We start from the raw sequence: 16,906 nt of genomic DNA, 5'->3' as shown, positions 1-16,906 counted from the left end.
CGGGCGATCAGCCTGCCAGTCTCTGGCGGACGGCCGAAACCAGACCATTGAAGCATTCCATCGATACCCGATCGCTGGCCATGAGTTGCTGGAATACGGGATCGCTCATCATTTCGGCGAAGGAAGGCTCCATGGGCCAGACCGTTGGCGAATGGCCCCGCATCGGCTGCGGGGCAAGAGCGACCCATCCCGGACCGGCTCCGGACGGAGTGGCGGAAACGCCACTTTGGTAATGATCTGACATCGAACACCTCGATCGATAATTTTCTTGAAAATAGACGGGTCCGGTCACCGGACGATTTCAGCAAAGGCCCGATCTGGTAGCGGATGGTCTCGCCGCCGCATTTCCACCATATTTTCCCGGCGGCCGTACCCTTGCGCCTCAGCGCAGCCCGCCGGTGACATGCAGTGTTTCGCCCGTGATGTAGGATGCTTCGTCAGAGGCCAGGAAAGCTGTGACGGCAGCGATCTCCTCGGCCTTGCCGATCCGCGCCAAAGGCGTAACTGCCTCGATCCATTGGCGCATCTCGCCCTCATGCAGGCCGGCCGCGACCACCCCTTCGGTGGCGATCATGCCGGGATTGACCGCATTGACCCGGATCTTGCGCGGCGCCAGTTCTTTCGACAGCACGGACGTGATGGCATCCACCGAGGCCTTGGTCGCGGTGTAAACCGCCGTGTTGGCCGGTGCGAAGGTCGAAACCCCCGAGCTGATATTGACGATGGCGCCGCCACCTTCCGCAAAATGCCGGACGGCTTCCTGCGAGACCAACAGAAGCCCAAGGACATTGAGATCGAAGTGCTTGTGGAAATGCTCCGCGGTAATGGTCTCAAGCGGCGAGAACTCGTAAATGCCGGCATTGTTGACGAGGATATCGATGGCACCGAAGGCCTTGACGGTATCGGCGACCAGACTTTTCACCTGATCGGCCTCGGTCAAATTGCCGTGAATGGCGACGGCCCTGCCGCCTTGGGCTGTGATATCGGCGACGAGACGGTCCGCCACATCCCTGCTGGCACTGTAATTGACCGCAACGGCGGCGCCTTCCGCGGCGAAACGGGCGGCGATCGCCGCTCCGATACCCTTCGATGCGCCGGTGACCAGCGCGACCTTTCCTTGCAAGCGTTTGCTCATGATATCTCTCCTGAGGAATTGCCGCCCCCCGAGGGCTTAAAGTTCAATAGTTCAAAAATATCGAACTATTGAAATATGTCAAGCATCCTGGTAAACATCCCCCCATGGTTCAATTCGTTCATCCGTCGCGTGACGACATCACGCTGGAGGGTGTGCTGGCGGCTCTTTCCGATCCCATGCGCCTTCGCATCGTCAAAAGCATGGTCGGCCAGCATGGCTGCATGTCCTGTACCGAGGCGACCCCCTGCCCCGACATGGCCAAATCCACCTTGTCGAATCATTTCCGGATCTTGCGCGAGGCCGGGTTGATCCATACCGAGAAGAAGGGGGTCGAACATCGCAATATCATTCGCCAGGACGACATCGAGACGCGATTTCCCGGATTGCTGAAGACGATCCTGGGCTTCTGCGACGAACCTCGCCAAGGCAAGGACTGATCTCACCGGTGGAAATGGGAATGTGAAAACGCCCGCCGCCTTATGGGGCTCGGGTCGATTGCCTTCTTAAGAAATCAGCGATCGAGCCCGAGCGGCCCAGCCTTCAAAACACGAAGCTAGGCGCCACCTCGCGGTGGCCGTGGAACACACGGACGATCTCAATCCAAATTTCGATCAGATCTTCGTCGGCACGGTTGCTACAAACGATCGTAAATACCATCAGCCCGCCTGCCCGGCCGCCAAGCGACGGCAGACCCGAGATCCAGCGCATGTTCGCACGGCGTCACCGAAGGCTTCCATCGCAAGATGAAGCTCATTCAGCGTCGCGCTTACGGCTTTCGAAATTTTCTGCCGGATCAACCACTTAAGATGTGGTTGGCGTCCCCAAGGGGATTCGAACCCCTGTTACCGCCGTGAGAGGGCGGTGTCCTAGGCCTCTAGACGATGGGGACGTTGAGAGGCGAGAAGCGGTCTATGTAACGAAGGACGTCCGAGCGATCAAGCGATTTTTGCCAAAGACGTCGAGTAATCGGCAGAAAGCGGCGCGAGCGCCAACCGGGACCCCCTCGATTTTTCCCATACGCAAATCACATGGCTGCCATGCGCATAAGAACGCTTGCGATATGTCGTAAAAAAACACACTTCTAGGGGGCGGCAGATGCATCGTCCCTGACGATCTCCTGTCGCCTTTCTTGGACGTTTCCTCCCTAAACTTGGGCCCTGGGTAACCAGGGCCCCTTTTCTTTTCCGCAGGCCTCATGAGCCGATCGTGGTGCCAGGGAGAAAAACATCACCAGAATCTTATAGACGACCGGTCTACTTTCTATATAATGCCCTCATGATCATCACGCCCCCCGCCACCGACACCCGACAGCATATTCTTGAAACCGCCCAGCGCTTGATGTCGCAACGCGGCTTCACCGCCGTCGGCTTGGCGGAAATCCTGAAAGCCGCCAGGATCCCGAAGGGGTCGTTCTATTATTATTTCCAGTCGAAGGATACCTTTGGAAAAGAACTTCTGGAAAATTATTTCTCCTCTTATCTGCAATATCTGGACGATACCCTGACCACGGGAGCGGGATCCGCCGCAGATCGTCTTATGCTTTATTTTGATCATTGGGTTGAAACACAAGCCAGCCACGATCCAGAGGGAAAATGCCTGGCGGTTAAACTTGGCGCCGAAGTGGCTGATCTTTCTGAGGCAATGCGCGACGTTCTGTTGCGGGGTATCCGGGAAATCATCGGGCGCCTGGCCGCCAGCATCGAAGATGGCACGAGGGATGGTTCCTTGAGCGTGCAGGCAACCCCGCAGCAAGCCGCGGAGACGCTGTATCATTTATGGCTTGGCGCCAGCCTGGTCGCCAAGATAGCCAAGACTCGCGATCCGCTCATTTCGGCGCTGACCGCGACGCGCCAGTTCCTGCGCCCGACCACCTCTTCCGCCTGAATGAAGAGTTAACTCCCGAAACGCTCCGTTCACCGCCCCAATTTCCGGTTTTTCCTGAAATTTTTCTAGACGACTGGTCTACTATCGGAGAACACGATGTTTGCTTTCGACTTTCACAACCCCACGAAGAGCATCTTCGGTCAACAGACCATCGCCCGCCTGGACAGCGTGATTCCGGCCGGCTCCAGCATCCTCGACGCTATCCTCTAGAACATTGAAATATTGTAACTATTCAATCCACCGAGCCCAGGTGGCATTCCCGTAATCATCTCTTCATCACAGTGAAAGAAACCGATCATGAAGATCCTCGTCGTCCTCACCTCCCATGACCAGCTCGGCAACACCGGCAAGAAGACCGGTTTCTGGCTCGAAGAGCTGGCCGCTCCCTATTTCGCCTTCATCGATGCGGGTGCTCATGTGACCCTGGCCTCGCCGAAGGGGGGCCAGCCGCCGCTCGACCCCAAAAGCAGCGAACCCGATTCCCAGACCGACGCCACCCGCCGGTTCGAGGGCGACGTCAAGGCCAAGACCGCGCTGGCCCATACCAAAAGGCTCGCGGACGTCTCCGTGGACGACTTTGACGCCGTCTTCTATCCGGGCGGACATGGCCCGTTGTGGGATCTGGCCGAAGATCCCCTCTCGATTTCGCTGATCGAGAGCGCCATCGCCGCCGGCAAGCCGGTGGCGGCCGTCTGTCATGCTCCCGGCGTGCTGCGCCACGTCAAAACCCCCGCCGGGGAGCCGCTGGTGCGGGGCAAATCGGTCACCGGCTTCTCCAACACGGAAGAAGAGGCGGTGCAACTGACCAACATCGTGCCATTTCTGGTGGAGGATATGCTCAAGGCCAATGGCGGCAACTACTCGAAAGGGAGTGACTGGCAGTCCTACGTGGTCACCGACGGCCTGCTGATAACGGGGCAGAATCCCGGTTCGTCGGAGGTGACGGCGCACACCCTTCTCAAGCAGCTCGCCTGAGGAGCGGCGTCACGGGCAGACGCCCGTGCCACTTTGTTTTTTTCCTACTCGGGCATGTCCTCTCAACACCACATGCCCGAGTTCCTCCCCGCACGGATCCTTATGGGCCCCATCCTCGGCGCTCGATTTGCCGATATACGATACGATGCGTCTCGTATATATTCGGGCATCAGCAATGCCCCCTCTCCCACCATCGGCAGCAGGCAGCCAGCATTGATGTGACAACGAATCGTTGTCGCTTGAGGCTCATTTAAGGAAGAGATCATGTCTTTACGTCGCCGTTACACGGCAACCGCCCGCGCCCTTCATTGGGCGATGGCCGCCATCATCATCGTGGCCTGGGCCATCGGCTATTACGCCAACACCCTGGTTTATGGGGTCGATGCCGGCAAAGGGGCGACCATCACCCTTCACAAGTCCATCGCGACATTGACGCTGTTCCTGGTCGTCATCCGCATCGTCTGGCGAATTTTCCACCGTCCGCCCGAACTTTCCGGCATGGGCGCCCTGATGAAAAAGGCGGCGCATGCGGGACATTTTCTGCTGTATGTCGCGATGCTCACCCTGCCCCTCTCGGGGTGGGCCTACAGTTCCGCCGCCGGGTACGAAATCCCCGTCGCCGGATTGTTCCACATTCCGCAGCTTCTCGGCAAAGATCCGGCCCTGGAGGAATTCTTCAAATCGATCCATTTCTTCCTCGCCTGGACGATCCTCGTCCTGGTGGCCGGACATATCGGCTTCGCCTTGAAACACCATTTCTTGGACAGAGACGGCATCATGCATTCCATGCTTCCCACATGGCCCGGATCGACGGGGAGATAGCCGGGGTCTGGACAAAAGATCGCAGGGAAAGCCCCATGAAGCTCCGGCGCCCGGCCGCGCGGGAAGGAACACCTCCGGAAAAGAGAAGCCCACAGGGGCGTCCCCGGTGCGAAACCACCAGGGCGGCGATCCTGGACGCCGCCCGAAACCTGTTCGCCACACACAGTCTGCGAGCTTTGAGCATCGAGGCCATCGCCAGGGAAGCCGGAGTTTCCAAGGCCACCATCTATCGCTGGTGGAATAGCAAGGGGACGCTGATATTGGACGCCTGCCTGGACGAACTGCAACGCCACACCCGATATGCAGACGACCAGACGCTGCCCGATATGATCGCCAATCAAATGCGACGCCTGGTCGAAGTTTACTCCGGGTCCGTCGGGCGAATGGTTGCCCAGTTGCTCGCCGAAGGCCAACACGACCGGCAACTGCTGAACAGATTTTACCAGGAGCATATCCAATCCCGCCGCCAGGATCTGGCCGAACGGATCGGCGGAGACCCCGAACAATGGGAGATCCTGATGGATATGATTTACGGTCCGGTTTATTTCCGCCTGCTTTTCCAGCAGCAACCGCTGGACGAAAGCTTTGCCGAACGCCTGGCGACCGAAGCCGCTCAGCGCTTGGAGACATGGGTGACGCAACAGGCCTTGGGGCCTGTTACTCCAAGGCCGTGAGCTTCATCGGCTGAAAGCCGTTCACCCCCGCATCATCGCCCAGCGCCCGCCAGGCCCGGATTTCGCCGCCGCCAGAGGCGTTCGCCGCAATGATCAACCACACAGCCCCCGGCTCCATCGCCTGGGCCAGGTCGCGAGCCGAGGGAACGGGCGGTGCGTCGGGATGGGAATGGTAATGGCCGATCAGATAGCCCCCCGCGCCCCCCTGTTGGCGCAGCGCCCGCAACAGGGCGATATGAACGGCGGGATCGATTTCAAAGGTCCGGGCCGGTTGATCGGCGCAATTTCCGGCGGGAACAACCCGGATTACCGTCCGGTCGGCAACAGACGAGCCGCCGGGCGGGCCGCCGGGAAACCCGTCATGGCCAACCAGCAGCCCGCAACATTCCAGAGGATAGGCCCCGGCGGCGCAGGTTTTCAGGAGCGCCAGGTCGGAAGCGGCGATGAACAGCCTCGGCGCCGATATGGGAGCAGCCTCGGCCATTGCCGCCTCAGGGCTTTTGCGGGACCAGGGAGACGGTGCCGGCCAGATGCCCCGTCTGCGGATCGAGAACCAGGATCCGCTCGCCCTCACCGCCGCTGAAGCGCAAGATCACCCTGTCGCCGGCCACGGCCATCTGTTCCAGATGGGAACCGGACGCGACCGGCAGTTCGACGGAGAAATAGGGGCCAGCCCCCTCACCAGCGCCGGCCTTGGCCTGGGCCGGATGCAGCGTGTTGCGGTAGAGTCCGAAGCCCAGAAGGCCGAGACCGACGACGATCAGCATTCCCATGCCGATCACTAATGCCTTGAGCGCCTTCATGCTTTCGGTCAGCTTGTGCCGTTGCGGTTAAAATTACGAGGAGGCCTTGTGGACGCCATGAACGACGCGCGCCCGGCAACGCTTTACGGAACCCTACATACCCTTTCGGCCGAAGCGCCACAAGCCGGCATGCGTCTCGACAAGTGGCTGGCCGAATGCATGCCCGAAATCTCGAGATCCCGCCTCAAGGTGTTGATCGAAAGCGGCCGGGTCTGCCTGGACGATGCGGCCGTCACCGACGCCGGACGCCGGCTCAAGGGCACGGAGGTCTGCGTGTTGGACATTCCCGTCGCTCAACCCGCCGATCCGGAGGCCGAAGCCATTGCCCTCGATGTGGTCTACGAGGACGACGATCTGATCGTCATCGACAAACCCGCCGGCATGGTGGTGCATCCGGCGGCCGGGAACTATTCCTCGACGCTGGTCAACGCCCTGCTGCATCACTGCGGCGGCTCCCTCTCCGGCATCGGCGGTGTCAGGCGACCCGGCATCGTGCATCGGCTCGACAAGGACACCAGCGGCCTGCTGGTCGCCGCCAAGACGGACGCGGCCCATCAGGGACTGGCCGAACAATTCGCCGCCCATTCCCTTACCCGCGCCTACCGGGCCGTCTGCTGGGGCGTGCCGATGCCACGCCAAGGAGAAATCGAAGGCAACATCGGGCGCAGCCCAAACAACCGTAAGAAAATGGCGATCGTCGAGAGGGGCGGTAAACCGGCCCTGACACGCTATCGGGTGGAGCGGGCCTATGGCCAGACCGCCGCTCTCGTCGAGTGCCGACTGGCCACCGGCCGCACCCACCAGATCCGCGTTCACATGACTTCCATCGGGCATCCGCTGATCGGCGACCCGCTTTACGGACGCCAAACGGGACGCGGCAAGGGTCTTCCGGCCGAAGCACGGGATCGATTGACCCATTTTCCCCGTCAGGCATTACACGCATTTTTACTGGGGTTTTTACACCCAACCACCCACGAACACCTCCTCTTTGAGAGCAAAATACCATTAGATTTCAATAAATTAACATCATTTTTAGAGGGTGTTTAGAAAACACTATACTCGACACAATGACTGCGATATTCTTGACTTCGTAGGTGGGTTGACCCAACCCAGACGGCGCCAGGACGGTTCTCATCACGTAAGACCGGCCAGGGCGACGAGACGAGGGAGATGCAAAATGGCGGTGTCGTCGACGGTGTACACGATTGCTCCCGAAGGCAATTTGTCGCGCTATCTCCAGGAAATTCGCAAATTTCCGATGCTTGGTCCGCAAGAGGAATATATGCTGGCCAAACGCTACCGCGACGCCGAGGAAGAAGACGCCGCTCATCGCCTGGTCACCAGCCATCTGCGGCTGGTCGCCAAGATCGCCATGGGTTATCGCGGTTACGGCCTGCCTCTTGGCGAACTGATCAGCGAAGGAAACGTCGGCATGATGCAGGCGGTCCGGCGCTTCGATCCAGACCGCGGATTCCGGCTGGCGACTTACGCCATGTGGTGGATCCGGGCGGCCATACAGGAATATATCCTGCATTCCTGGTCCCTGGTGAAAATGGGCACAACGGCGGCGCAAAAGAAGTTGTTCTTCAATCTGCGCAAGCTGAAGGGACAGATGCAGGCGATCGACGAAGGCGATCTGTCGATCGAACATGTCCGCAAGATTTCCGACGAACTGGGCGTTCCCGAAGCCGACGTGATCAGCATGAACCGTCGCATGGCCAGCCCCGATCATTCCCTCAATGCCCCGGTCCGCATTGATGGCGAAGGCGAATGGCAGGATTGGCTGGTCGATGAACGCGACGACCAGGAAACCGAGCTGGCCGAGCGTGAGGAAATGGGCAACCGGCGCCATCTGCTGGCCCATGCCCTGACCAGCCTCAACGAACGCGAGCGCTATATCCTGACGCAGCGCCGCCTGCAGGAGAACCCCGTCACCCTCGAGGACCTGAGCCAGCAATACGGCATTTCCCGTGAGCGGGTCCGCCAGATCGAGGTGCGAGCCTTCGAAAAGCTGCAGAAGTCGATGAAGAACGCCATGATCGACCAGCATGCCCACGCCTGAAGGGGCCTGTCTCAGTACGCACGAACGAAAACGCCGGCTTTCACGCCGGCGTTTTTCTTTTCGAATGAACAGCCTCGATAAGAAAAGCCCAGATCAGAGCAGCTCTTCGGGAGTGGTCACCCCGTCGCCCCATCGCTCGACCAGCTTGCGCTGGGATGCCTGCAGCCCCACGGAGCGATGCTGAGCGGTAGAGGCCATGATCGTCGCGACGACCGGGGGCAGGGCCAGGTAGAGCAACGATCCGGCTCCCGCCGTCCCGTAGGCGACCAGCAACAGGGTGACGGAGGTCACCTGTTCGATGGCGAAAGACAAGGTGTGATGACCAAACCATAAATTAAACAGCCAGGGCGCCAATCCTGCAAAATTAGCTCCCCCGACGCAGACCCAGCCGTAACGGTTATTCCCCCGCTCGACGACGGCGGCCACGATGGTCGGCAATAAGCCGACGAACATCACCAGAAGAGTCGGCAAGGAGAAGGGCACCAGAGCCATCAGGGTCAGGAACAGCACAGTCCGGTTGACGCCGCCGCGTTTTGCCGCTTTCGCCGGAGTAGCCTTGTTTCCGCTTTTCTTCGCCATCAGAACCACCGTGATAACAAGAGAAGCACAACGGTGACAAAGGCGATAGCCATCGAAATCAGCGCGGCCAATTGCTGGGCGAAGCGAATGGCCTTCGTATTGTTGACCCGTCCCTCCTCGATGTCCTTGATTTCACGCTGCGCGCTCGCCCATGTGGCGCGCGCCTCGGCAAATCCATGAGCATCCTGGGCGCGCTCCTCGGGAGCGTCGAGCAGACGCGACAATTCGACCAGGCTGCCCTCCCGGGCCAACCGGGGGATTTCCTTCTCGATATGGGCGCGCCTCTCGCGACTGTGATAACTGTTGATCGCGGGTTGCAGCAAAGTGCCGACCCAGGTGGCCAATCCCTGCAGCCCCCCCTGTCCCAGGCGCCATTGAATCAGAGCCAGGAGATTGAGCATCCCCATGACTGACCGGTCGGGGTCGGGCAGAGTCAGATCGCCCATCTGCCGCTCCATATCGAAATTGGCCCTGGCTCCGATGAAGGCGGCGACATGCCGGTCGATCGGCCAGGTTTTGGCGTCGACCTTCTTGGCCGCGGCATTCAGCGCCGGCAGCAGATCGCGGATGTCGAGCACATAATCCTCGACCGTGAAGGGGCTCATGCAAGGCATCGACTCGTTCAGTTCGTAAAGCACCCGTTCGATGCCGTTACCAATGGAGGCCCGTTCGAGAAACCCCTTCTGGTCGCGGTAGAGCGTGGCCATTATCGAATTTTCCGGGCTATAGGCCTCCCGGGTTTCGAAATAGCCCTTGGGCGCCTCCCGCACGATGGTTTCGACAATGAACTTGACCTCAGTGCCCTCGACCATCGCCACGGCCAGCAGTCCGCCGATACCATCCGGCATCGCCGCGACGGACTTGTAACGGATCGGCGCCCGGCCATCGAGAAGCATGCAAGTCTTGGCGACCATGAGATCGAACGCCGCCGTTCTCTTCTCATTGACCGTCATGACCGCGTCACGCAATACCCCGGAGACGGCGTCGGCCTTGTCTTTCGCATCGAGCGAACGGCGCAGCCACAGCTCCAGCCGCCCATCGAGTATCACCGGCGCCACCGCATCCCAATTCTTACAGAAGGCCACGGCCAGTTCGCGGGCGGTTGAATATTCCCGTCCGGCGAAAGGCAGGGCGCGCGCCGCTCTTTTTTCAAACTTGGCGAGCAACGGCGAGAGACGCCGTCCGCTCAACCACAGCTCCAGGGATTCCAGCGTCCAGCGTTCCAACGGATCGTCGCACAAGGTACCGCGCAGAATTTCACTGGTCTGCAACGACATCCGCCCCTCGCCAATGAGGGTGGCGAAACTGCCCTGGACGATCTTGCGCCGCAGCACGGCGTCGTCGTCGAGGTGCCCCACCGGATTGCGTCCCTGCACCAGCACGGCCAGCGAAGCTCCCAGCGAATAGAGATCGTCGGTGTAACTTCCCGGGCCACGGCCGGCCGGATTGCACATGCCGGATTCCACGGTTTCGATCAGAACCGGTTGCTCGAAAGCGGGCAGTACGGTGACGCAATCTCCGAGAACGATCCGATCCTTCTCGGCCGTTGCCCAAAACATATTGGTCGGACGAATGGCGCGATGAGTCACATTGTGCGACCGCAACACCTTGAGCGCCTCGAAGATCGGAGTGACCGCCTTGCGGATCAGCTCGGATTCCTCAAGCGCTTTGAACTCGCTGGTGATGCTGGCCATGACGCGGCCACCGGCAGGCCGCTCGTAAACGACGGCCATGACCTTGCGATTGAGCAGGGGCCAATGCATGACGCCCCATTCGACCATGGTCATCAAGCCGGGGCCCTCGCTTCCCTTAAGCGCGCGCATGGCATCGATGCGCACCGGATGACCGGGCCGCGCGATCAGGGCAAACAGGGATTTTTTCGGGTCGCGACGGTCTTCCGCGTGATAAGCCTGGGCGCTTGGCGTCGCCAAATCCAGAAGAGGCGTCCCCGGGTAGATCTGATACCGATCCCGCAAACTTACGGAACCGCCTGCCCCACTCTGTTGGTCGCTCGCCATCCCACTTCGCCCTCATGCCCGATACGGACGACAGCACGATTCGAATTAATATGCTGTTAAGCCCGCGCGGGTGCGTGCTGTTTTAAAAACGGGCGTCCTCGACTGCACCTGAATTTAACACAGTTCGGCAAATCCGCTAACCATACCAAAAACATTCACCTTTTCGGGATCTTCATGGCGCGATTAAACGCCCCCGAACACGAATTCAATTAGCTGGCGGACCTGTCGTCAGTCGTGCTGATGGCCCCCGAAACCGTCATGGCCGTGCTTGACACGGCCATCCACGTGGTGAGAGCGAACGATGGTGACTTGTTCGACGGCGTGGATGCCCGGCTCAAGGCCGGGCAATGACGTCTTTTGATTGAATTGCGAAACAAAAACACCATAAGCGCGGCAACTGACGACAAACCCTCGGATCAATTGGCGAAAGGATCGCGAACCAGGATTGTGTCCTCGCGCTCTGGACTGGTCGACAGCAAGGCCACTGGCGCCTCGATCAGTTCCTCGATACGGCGGACATATTTGATCGCCGCCGCCGGAAGCTGCACCCAGGAACGGGCCCCTTGCGTGCTTTCGTGCCAGCCTTCGATGGTCTCGTAGATTGGCTCCACCGTCGCCTGACGCGACATCGAGGCCGGCAGATGCTGAATGACCTGCCCCTCGGACTTGTAGCCGGTGCAAATCTTTAGTTCGTCGAAACCATCGAGAACGTCGAGCTTGGTCAAAGCGATGCCGTTGATGCCGCCCACCTTGACCGCCTGGCGGACACAGACGGCGTCGAACCAGCCGCAACGCCGGCGACGACCGGTCACCGTGCCGAACTCGTGCCCACGGTCACCGATGCGATTGCCGATGTCATTGGCCTGCTCGGTGGGAAACGGCCCGGCGCCGACACGGGTCGTATAGGCCTTGCAAATCCCCAGAACGTAACCCACCTGCCCCGGCCCGATGCCGGAACCTGAGGCGGCCTGGCCGGACACCGTATTGGAGGACGTGACGAAGGGATAGGTCCCGTGATCGACATCCAGCATGGCGCCCTGGGCACCTTCGAACAGAATGCGCTGCCCGGTACGGCGGGCCTCTTCCAGACGACGCCAGACGACATCGGCGAAGGGAAGAATGCGCGGAGCGACTTCCTTCAATTGTACGAGCAGATCGTGGCCGTCCACCTCGGCCATGCCGAGACCGCGCAACAGCGCATTGTGATGGGCGAGCAGACGCTCGATCTTCATTTCCAGAACGGAGTCGTCATCCAGATCGCAGACCCGGATGGCGCGCCGCGCCACCTTGTCCTCATAGGCCGGACCGATGCCGCGCCCGGTCGTGCCGATCTTCGAGGAACCGCTGGCCTCCTCGCGGGCACGATCAATATGGCCGTGCAGCGGCAGGATGAGGGCGGCGTTCTCGGCCAATTTCAAGATATCGGGTGTGATATTGACGCCCTGGCCGGCGATCCGGTCGATCTCGGCCAGCAAAGCCCAGGGATCGACCACCACGCCATTGCCGATGATCGAAGGCTTGCCACGCACGACGCCGGAGGGCAGCAGCGAAAGTTTGTAGGTGACGCCGTCGATCACCAGGGTATGGCCGGCATTATGCCCGCCCTGGAAGCGCACCACCACGTCGGCCCGCTCGGAAAGCCAGTCGACGACCTTGCCTTTGCCTTCGTCGCCCCATTGAGCGCCGACAACAGCCACATTCCCCATAACCAAACTCCCTTCATTGCCATGCGACGCTTCCGCTCCGCTTTACGCGGACCCGGACGGCCGCTCCGGCTCACGCCGCGATCACACCGCCGGCCACAAGAAGATGGCCACAGGCCAGACGACGGGACTCGGCCCGGTCATCGGCGACTTTTTCCAAACCAGCCACGGTCACCCACCCCTCGGCCCTCAGGGCCTGGCCCTCGGCGAACGGCGTTCCGAACGGCAGAAAAATCCGCCGGACGGCGACCGGGCCGGGCAGCACGTCGAGGACCGTATCCATGAACAGGGTGGCGCCGGCCGCGCTTTCGCCGTCGGCCTGGTAGCGGCCGCCACGTCCCAATTCCGCCGCCGACTGCCGGGCGAAAATGGTGAAGGCGGGACCCGTATGATATTCGAAGCCGCGCCCCTCCACCGGATCGATGGTCAAGGTCAGCTCGGGAGCCGCGCTGGAAACCAGTTCGACCACGGCGGTCAGACGCTCGCGGAGCGCCGCCGCATTGCCCGACAGGGGAACGGCGGACAGCCTGGCCAGGGCGGGAACGGCCGGGCCGGCCGCCTCGACGAGGCCGCAAAGGATCGGGCCGATGGCGCCGCCGACGGCGGCAACCGCGGCGACATCCTTGTGGTCCAGGGCATCCTTCAGCCCGTCGATTTCGTCCAGGCCGCTACAGATTTCTGGAACCAGCGATGGCAAGGTGAGATCGACGCACACCTCGCCCACGCCGAGATCGACCAGCGCTTTGGCGGCCAGGATCACCACTTCGGCGTCGGCCGCGGCGCTATCGGCGCCGATCAGTTCGATGCCGGCCTGGCCGAACTGCCGCTCGGGACGCAACTGGCTGCCCTTCACCCGCAGCACCTGGCCGGCATAGGACAGACGCAACGGACGCCTGGCGTTGGCCAGGCGCGTCGTCGCGATGCGCGCGACCTGCGGCGTCATGTCCGCACGCACGCCCATCATGCGCTGGGTGACGGGATCCATCACGCGGAAGGTATGCTTGGACATCGCCGCGCCGCTGCCCTCCAGGAGACTTTCCTCGAATTCGATCAGCGGCGGCTTGACCCGCTCATAGCCCTGGGCTGCGAAACTCGCCATCAGGCGCGTGACAACGTCAGCCTCGTGGGCGGCTTGGGGGGGCAAAATGTCGCGCAGGCCTGCCGGCAGCAGCGCGCGGGTAGCGAACTCGGTCATGAAACAGCCGTTTGTCCTGACAGAAACTGGCGCGGGGAAGCCCTGCACACAAGGCTTTCCCCGTTTACCCCGTTTAACCTCCGACGGCAATTGGAAAACATGATGACGAGGGTAATCGCTTGCGGCGACGAGCCCCGGCATCATGTTCCATCAAACCGCCGGTCGGGAGGATTCCCCCCGTCTCAGAATTTCATCGCCTTGGCCTGGACCACGTTGGGAATGGCCCGGACCTTTTCCAGCAGCGCATTGCCGACCTGCTGATCCACCTGGATCAGGGCGATGGCGTCGCCGCCGGCCTCGGCCCTGCCGAGGTGGAAGGTGGCGATATTAACCCCGGCCTCGCCCAATGTGGTGCCCAGGCGACCGATGAAGCCGGGCTTGTCGGCATTTGTCACATAGAGCATGAACGGCCCCACCTCGGCCTCGATGGGGATGTTCTTGATCGAAACGAGGCGCGGCTTGTCTCCGCCGAACAGGGTGCCCTCGACGCTCCGCGTGTGCTGCTCGGTGGTCACCGACAGCCTGATCAGGGTGTGATAATCGCAAGACCGGTCGTTCCTGGCCTCGGTCACCGTGATATTGCGTTCCCTGGCGATGACCGGGGCATTGACCAGATTGACCGTCTCGACGAACGACTTGAACAGACCTTCGAGGATGGTCGCCGTCAACGGCTTGGTATTGAGATCGGCCACCTGGCCTTCATAGCTGATGGAGACGGCCTTGATGCCATGTTCGGTCAACTGGCCGGCGAAGCTGCCCAACTGGCCGGCCAGGGCCATGTAGGGCTTGAGCTTCGGAGCGTCCTCGGCCGAGACCGACGCCATATTGATGGCGTTGGTCACCGCGCCGGTCAGCAGATAGTCCGACATCTGCTCGGCCACCTGCAGGGCGACGTTCTCCTGGGCTTCCGTGGTCGAGGCCCCGAGATGCGGCGTGCAGACCACCTTTTCGTGACCGAACAGGATATTGCTCCTGGCCGGCTCCTCCTTGAAGACGTCGAGGGCGGCACCGGCGACGTGCCCGGAATCCAGCGCCGCCTTCAGATCCTCCTCGACCACTAGGCCGCCACGGGCGCAATTGACGATGCGCACTCCCTTCCTGGTCTTGGCCAGGGCCCCGGCGTCGATGATGTTGCGCGTCGCATCGGTCAGCGGCGTATGCAAGGTGATGAAATCCGCGCGGGAGAGCAGATCGTCCAACTCGACCTTTTCGACTCCCAATGCCTTGGCCCGTTCCTGGGACAGAAACGGATCATAGGCGACGACCTTCATCTTGAGACCGATCCCCCGTTCGGCAACGATCGAGCCGATATTGCCGCAGCCGATGACACCCAGCGTCTTGGCGGTCAGTTCGACCCCCATGAATTTCGACTTTTCCCATTTGCCGGCATGCGTCGAGGCGTTGGCCTGGGGAATGTCCCGGGCCACGGCGAACAGCATGGCGATGGCATGTTCGGCGGTGGTGATGGAATTGCCGTAGGGCGTGTTCATCACCACCACGCCGCGCGCCGTCGCCGCCGGGACATCGACATTGTCGACGCCGATGCCGGCGCGGCCGACCACTTTCAGATTGGTGGCTGCGGCCAGAATCTCGGCGGTCACCTTGGTGTTGGAACGGATGGCCAGACCGTCGTACCGGCCGATGATGGCCTTGAGTTCCTCGGGCGGCAGCCCGGTCTTCACGTCCGCCTCGATGCCGCGATCCTTGAAGATCTGCACGGCGGCCGGGCTCAGTTTATCGCTGATCAATACCTTGGGCATTTTGGAAATTCCCCCGCAAATCGTCTTCGTTGCCGGGTTCCCCGGAAAAGGGGGCTGTCCGCGCCGAGGCGGACAGCCGTTTCAGACCTTCGCCGCGAATTCGGCTTCGACCTGGGCGAAAGCCCAATCGAGCCATGCCGTCAATTTTTCGAGGTCGGACGTCTCGACGGTGGCCCCACCCCAGATCCGCAAGCCCGGAGGAGCATCGCGGTAGGAGGCGATGTCGTTGGCCACCCCTTCCTTGTCGAGGATCGAGGCGATCTTCTTGGTCGCCGCCGTCTGATCCTCGGCGGAGAGCTTGGCGAAGAACGGCGCCTTGACGACCAGGCAGATCGAGGTGCAGGAGCGGATCTTGGGATCCTGAGCCAGGAACGCCGCCCAGGAGGATTTCTCCACCCATTTGGCGAGCGCCGCCAGATTGCCCTCGGAACGGGCGATCAGCCCCTTCAGGCCACCGATGCTTTCCGCCCAGCGCAGGGCGTCGATCTGGTCCTCGACGGCGATCATGGAGGGAGTGTTGATGGTATCGCCCTTGAAGATACCGTCGATCAGCTTGCCGCCCTTGGTCATGCGGAAGATCTTCGGCATCGGCCAGGCGGGCTTGTAGCTTTCCAGACGGGCGACGGCGCGCGGGCTCAAGACCAGCATGCCATGCGCGGCTTCGCCGCCCAGAACCTTCTGCCAGGACCAGGTCACCACGTCCGTCTTCTTCCAGGGGATATCCATGGCGAAGGCGGCCGATGTCGCGTCGGCGATGACCAGCCCCTTGCGGTCATCCGGGATCCAATCACCGTTGGGAACGCGCACGCCCGAGGTGGTCCCGTTCCAGGTAAAGACCACATCGCGATCGAAATCGACCTGGCCGAGATCCGGCAGCGTGCCGTAATCGGCCTTGAAGGTCCGCACGTCGGATAGCTTCAACTGCTTGGTGACGTCGGTCACCCAGCCTTCGCCGAAACTTTCCCAGGCCAGAATATCGAGACCACGTTCGCCCAGCAGCGACCACAGGGCCATTTCGACGGCGCCGGTGTCGGAAGCCGGCACGATACCGATCAGATAATCGTCGGGCAATCCGAGGATGGCCCGGCTGCGGTCGAGAACTTCGGCAAGCTTCGATTTACCGAGCTTGGCGCGGTGCGACCGGCCGATGGCGGCGTCGGCCAAGGCCTGCACCGACCAACCGGGGCGCTTGGCACAGGGACCTGAAGAAAAATGAGGATTGTTCGGCCGAACAGCCGGCCGCTCGAGAACTGTCATATGAAACCCCTCCTTACAGAAGGGTCGCGATCCGTTGGG

General features: G+C 61.3%; 17 protein-coding genes, 1 tRNA gene and 1 pseudogene. 8 read left to right on the top strand and 11 right to left on the bottom strand.

All coding sequences use genetic code 11. From position 1 onward, the window contains the following. Positions 1 to 7: 7 nt before the first annotated feature. Positions 8 to 244, bottom strand: a complete 237-nt coding sequence (locus tag CWS72_RS27310; protein WP_146002581.1) for a hypothetical protein — start codon at positions 242 to 244, stop codon at positions 8 to 10. A 138-nt stretch (positions 245 to 382) separates the two neighbouring features. After that, positions 383 to 1,135: an SDR family NAD(P)-dependent oxidoreductase gene (locus CWS72_RS01055; protein WP_101248694.1), complete on the bottom strand. Its 753-nt coding sequence runs from the start codon at positions 1,133 to 1,135 to the stop codon at positions 383 to 385. A gap of 104 nt (positions 1,136 to 1,239) precedes the next feature. On the opposite strand from CWS72_RS01055, the gene CWS72_RS01050 reads away from it, so the two are divergent. Together CWS72_RS01050 and CWS72_RS28255 are read left to right on the top strand one after the other, a co-directional pair. Continuing rightward, entirely contained in the window at positions 1,240 to 1,572 is a 333-nt protein-coding gene (locus CWS72_RS01050; protein ID WP_101248693.1) for an ArsR/SmtB family transcription factor, read from the top strand. A gap of 273 nt (positions 1,573 to 1,845) precedes the next feature. Further along, positions 1,846 to 1,989 (top strand): annotated as a pseudogene (locus CWS72_RS28255) (transposase); the annotation flags it as partial. Here CWS72_RS28255 and CWS72_RS01040 read toward each other — a convergent pair. Then, a tRNA-Glu gene (locus tag CWS72_RS01040) sits at positions 1,949 to 2,024 on the bottom strand. The pseudogene CWS72_RS28255 and the gene CWS72_RS01040 sit on opposite strands and share 41 nt — an antisense overlap. 317 nt (positions 2,025 to 2,341) lie before the next feature. Between CWS72_RS01040 and CWS72_RS01035 the strand changes: the two genes are divergently transcribed. The 4 genes from CWS72_RS01035 (at position 2,342) to CWS72_RS01020 (ending at position 5,490) form a co-directional block, all read left to right on the top strand. Further along, positions 2,342 to 3,019, top strand: a complete 678-nt coding sequence (locus CWS72_RS01035; protein ID WP_199175492.1) for a TetR/AcrR family transcriptional regulator — start codon at positions 2,342 to 2,344, stop codon at positions 3,017 to 3,019. Between the two features lie 297 nt (positions 3,020 to 3,316). Further along, positions 3,317 to 3,994: a type 1 glutamine amidotransferase domain-containing protein gene (locus CWS72_RS01030; protein ID WP_101248691.1), complete on the top strand. Its 678-nt coding sequence runs from the start codon at positions 3,317 to 3,319 to the stop codon at positions 3,992 to 3,994. 264 nt (positions 3,995 to 4,258) lie between these two features. Continuing rightward, entirely contained in the window at positions 4,259 to 4,816 is a 558-nt protein-coding gene (locus CWS72_RS01025; RefSeq protein ID WP_101248690.1) for a cytochrome b, read from the top strand. A 35-nt stretch (positions 4,817 to 4,851) separates the two neighbouring features. Further along, positions 4,852 to 5,490, top strand: coding sequence for a TetR/AcrR family transcriptional regulator (locus CWS72_RS01020; protein WP_158240450.1), 639 nt, complete (start codon positions 4,852 to 4,854; stop codon positions 5,488 to 5,490). On the opposite strand, the gene CWS72_RS01015 is transcribed toward CWS72_RS01020, so the two are convergent. Both CWS72_RS01015 and CWS72_RS01010 read right to left on the bottom strand, forming a co-directional pair. Continuing rightward, on the bottom strand, positions 5,474 to 5,974 hold the full coding sequence (locus CWS72_RS01015; RefSeq protein ID WP_101248688.1) for a M67 family metallopeptidase: 501 nt from the start codon (positions 5,972 to 5,974) through the stop codon (positions 5,474 to 5,476). The genes CWS72_RS01020 and CWS72_RS01015 overlap by 17 nt on opposite strands. Before the next feature lie 7 nt (positions 5,975 to 5,981). Then, positions 5,982 to 6,293, bottom strand: coding sequence for a hypothetical protein (locus CWS72_RS01010; RefSeq protein ID WP_101248687.1), 312 nt, complete (start codon positions 6,291 to 6,293; stop codon positions 5,982 to 5,984). Between the two features lie 57 nt (positions 6,294 to 6,350). Between CWS72_RS01010 and CWS72_RS01005 the strand changes: the two genes are divergently transcribed. Further along, on the top strand, positions 6,351 to 7,340 hold the full coding sequence (locus CWS72_RS01005) for an RluA family pseudouridine synthase (RefSeq protein ID WP_101248686.1): 990 nt from the start codon (positions 6,351 to 6,353) through the stop codon (positions 7,338 to 7,340). Between the two features lie 130 nt (positions 7,341 to 7,470). Beyond that, positions 7,471 to 8,355 carry an RNA polymerase sigma factor RpoH gene (rpoH, locus tag CWS72_RS01000; RefSeq protein WP_101248685.1) on the top strand — a complete coding sequence of 295 codons (885 nt, stop codon included), beginning with the start codon at positions 7,471 to 7,473 and terminating at the stop codon, positions 8,353 to 8,355. A gap of 93 nt (positions 8,356 to 8,448) precedes the next feature. Here the strand turns inward: rpoH and CWS72_RS00995 are convergent, their stop codons facing one another. From CWS72_RS00995 to CWS72_RS00970, 6 genes are all read right to left on the bottom strand, one after another. Further along, complete coding sequence (locus CWS72_RS00995) at positions 8,449 to 8,934, bottom strand: acyl-CoA synthetase (protein ID WP_101248891.1); 486 nt, start codon at positions 8,932 to 8,934, stop codon at positions 8,449 to 8,451. Next, positions 8,934 to 10,952 carry a protein kinase family protein gene (locus tag CWS72_RS00990; protein ID WP_146002580.1) on the bottom strand — a complete coding sequence of 673 codons (2,019 nt, stop codon included), beginning with the start codon at positions 10,950 to 10,952 and terminating at the stop codon, positions 8,934 to 8,936. Before CWS72_RS00990 ends, CWS72_RS00995 begins: the two co-directional genes overlap by 1 nt. 416 nt (positions 10,953 to 11,368) lie before the next feature. Next, positions 11,369 to 12,658, bottom strand: a complete 1,290-nt coding sequence (locus CWS72_RS00985) for an adenylosuccinate synthase (protein WP_101248683.1) — start codon at positions 12,656 to 12,658, stop codon at positions 11,369 to 11,371. 70 nt (positions 12,659 to 12,728) lie between these two features. Further along, complete coding sequence (locus tag CWS72_RS00980; RefSeq protein WP_101248682.1) at positions 12,729 to 13,850, bottom strand: ATP phosphoribosyltransferase regulatory subunit; 1,122 nt, start codon at positions 13,848 to 13,850, stop codon at positions 12,729 to 12,731. Positions 13,851 to 14,032: 182 nt separating this feature from the next. Further along, positions 14,033 to 15,610, bottom strand: coding sequence for a phosphoglycerate dehydrogenase (gene serA / locus CWS72_RS00975; protein ID WP_101248681.1), 1,578 nt, complete (start codon positions 15,608 to 15,610; stop codon positions 14,033 to 14,035). Positions 15,611 to 15,691: 81 nt separating this feature from the next. Next, a complete protein-coding gene (locus CWS72_RS00970; protein ID WP_101248680.1) occupies positions 15,692 to 16,867 on the bottom strand; it encodes a phosphoserine transaminase in 1,176 nt (391 codons plus the stop codon). Between the last annotated feature and the right edge of the window lie 39 nt (positions 16,868 to 16,906).

It is taken from the genome of Telmatospirillum siberiense (assembly GCF_002845745.1).
GTDB classification, from domain to species: Bacteria; Pseudomonadota; Alphaproteobacteria; order Rhodospirillales; family Magnetospirillaceae; genus Telmatospirillum; species Telmatospirillum siberiense.
Note: the sequence above shows the minus strand (reverse complement) of the source record. Positions and strands in the feature narration are given on the sequence as shown.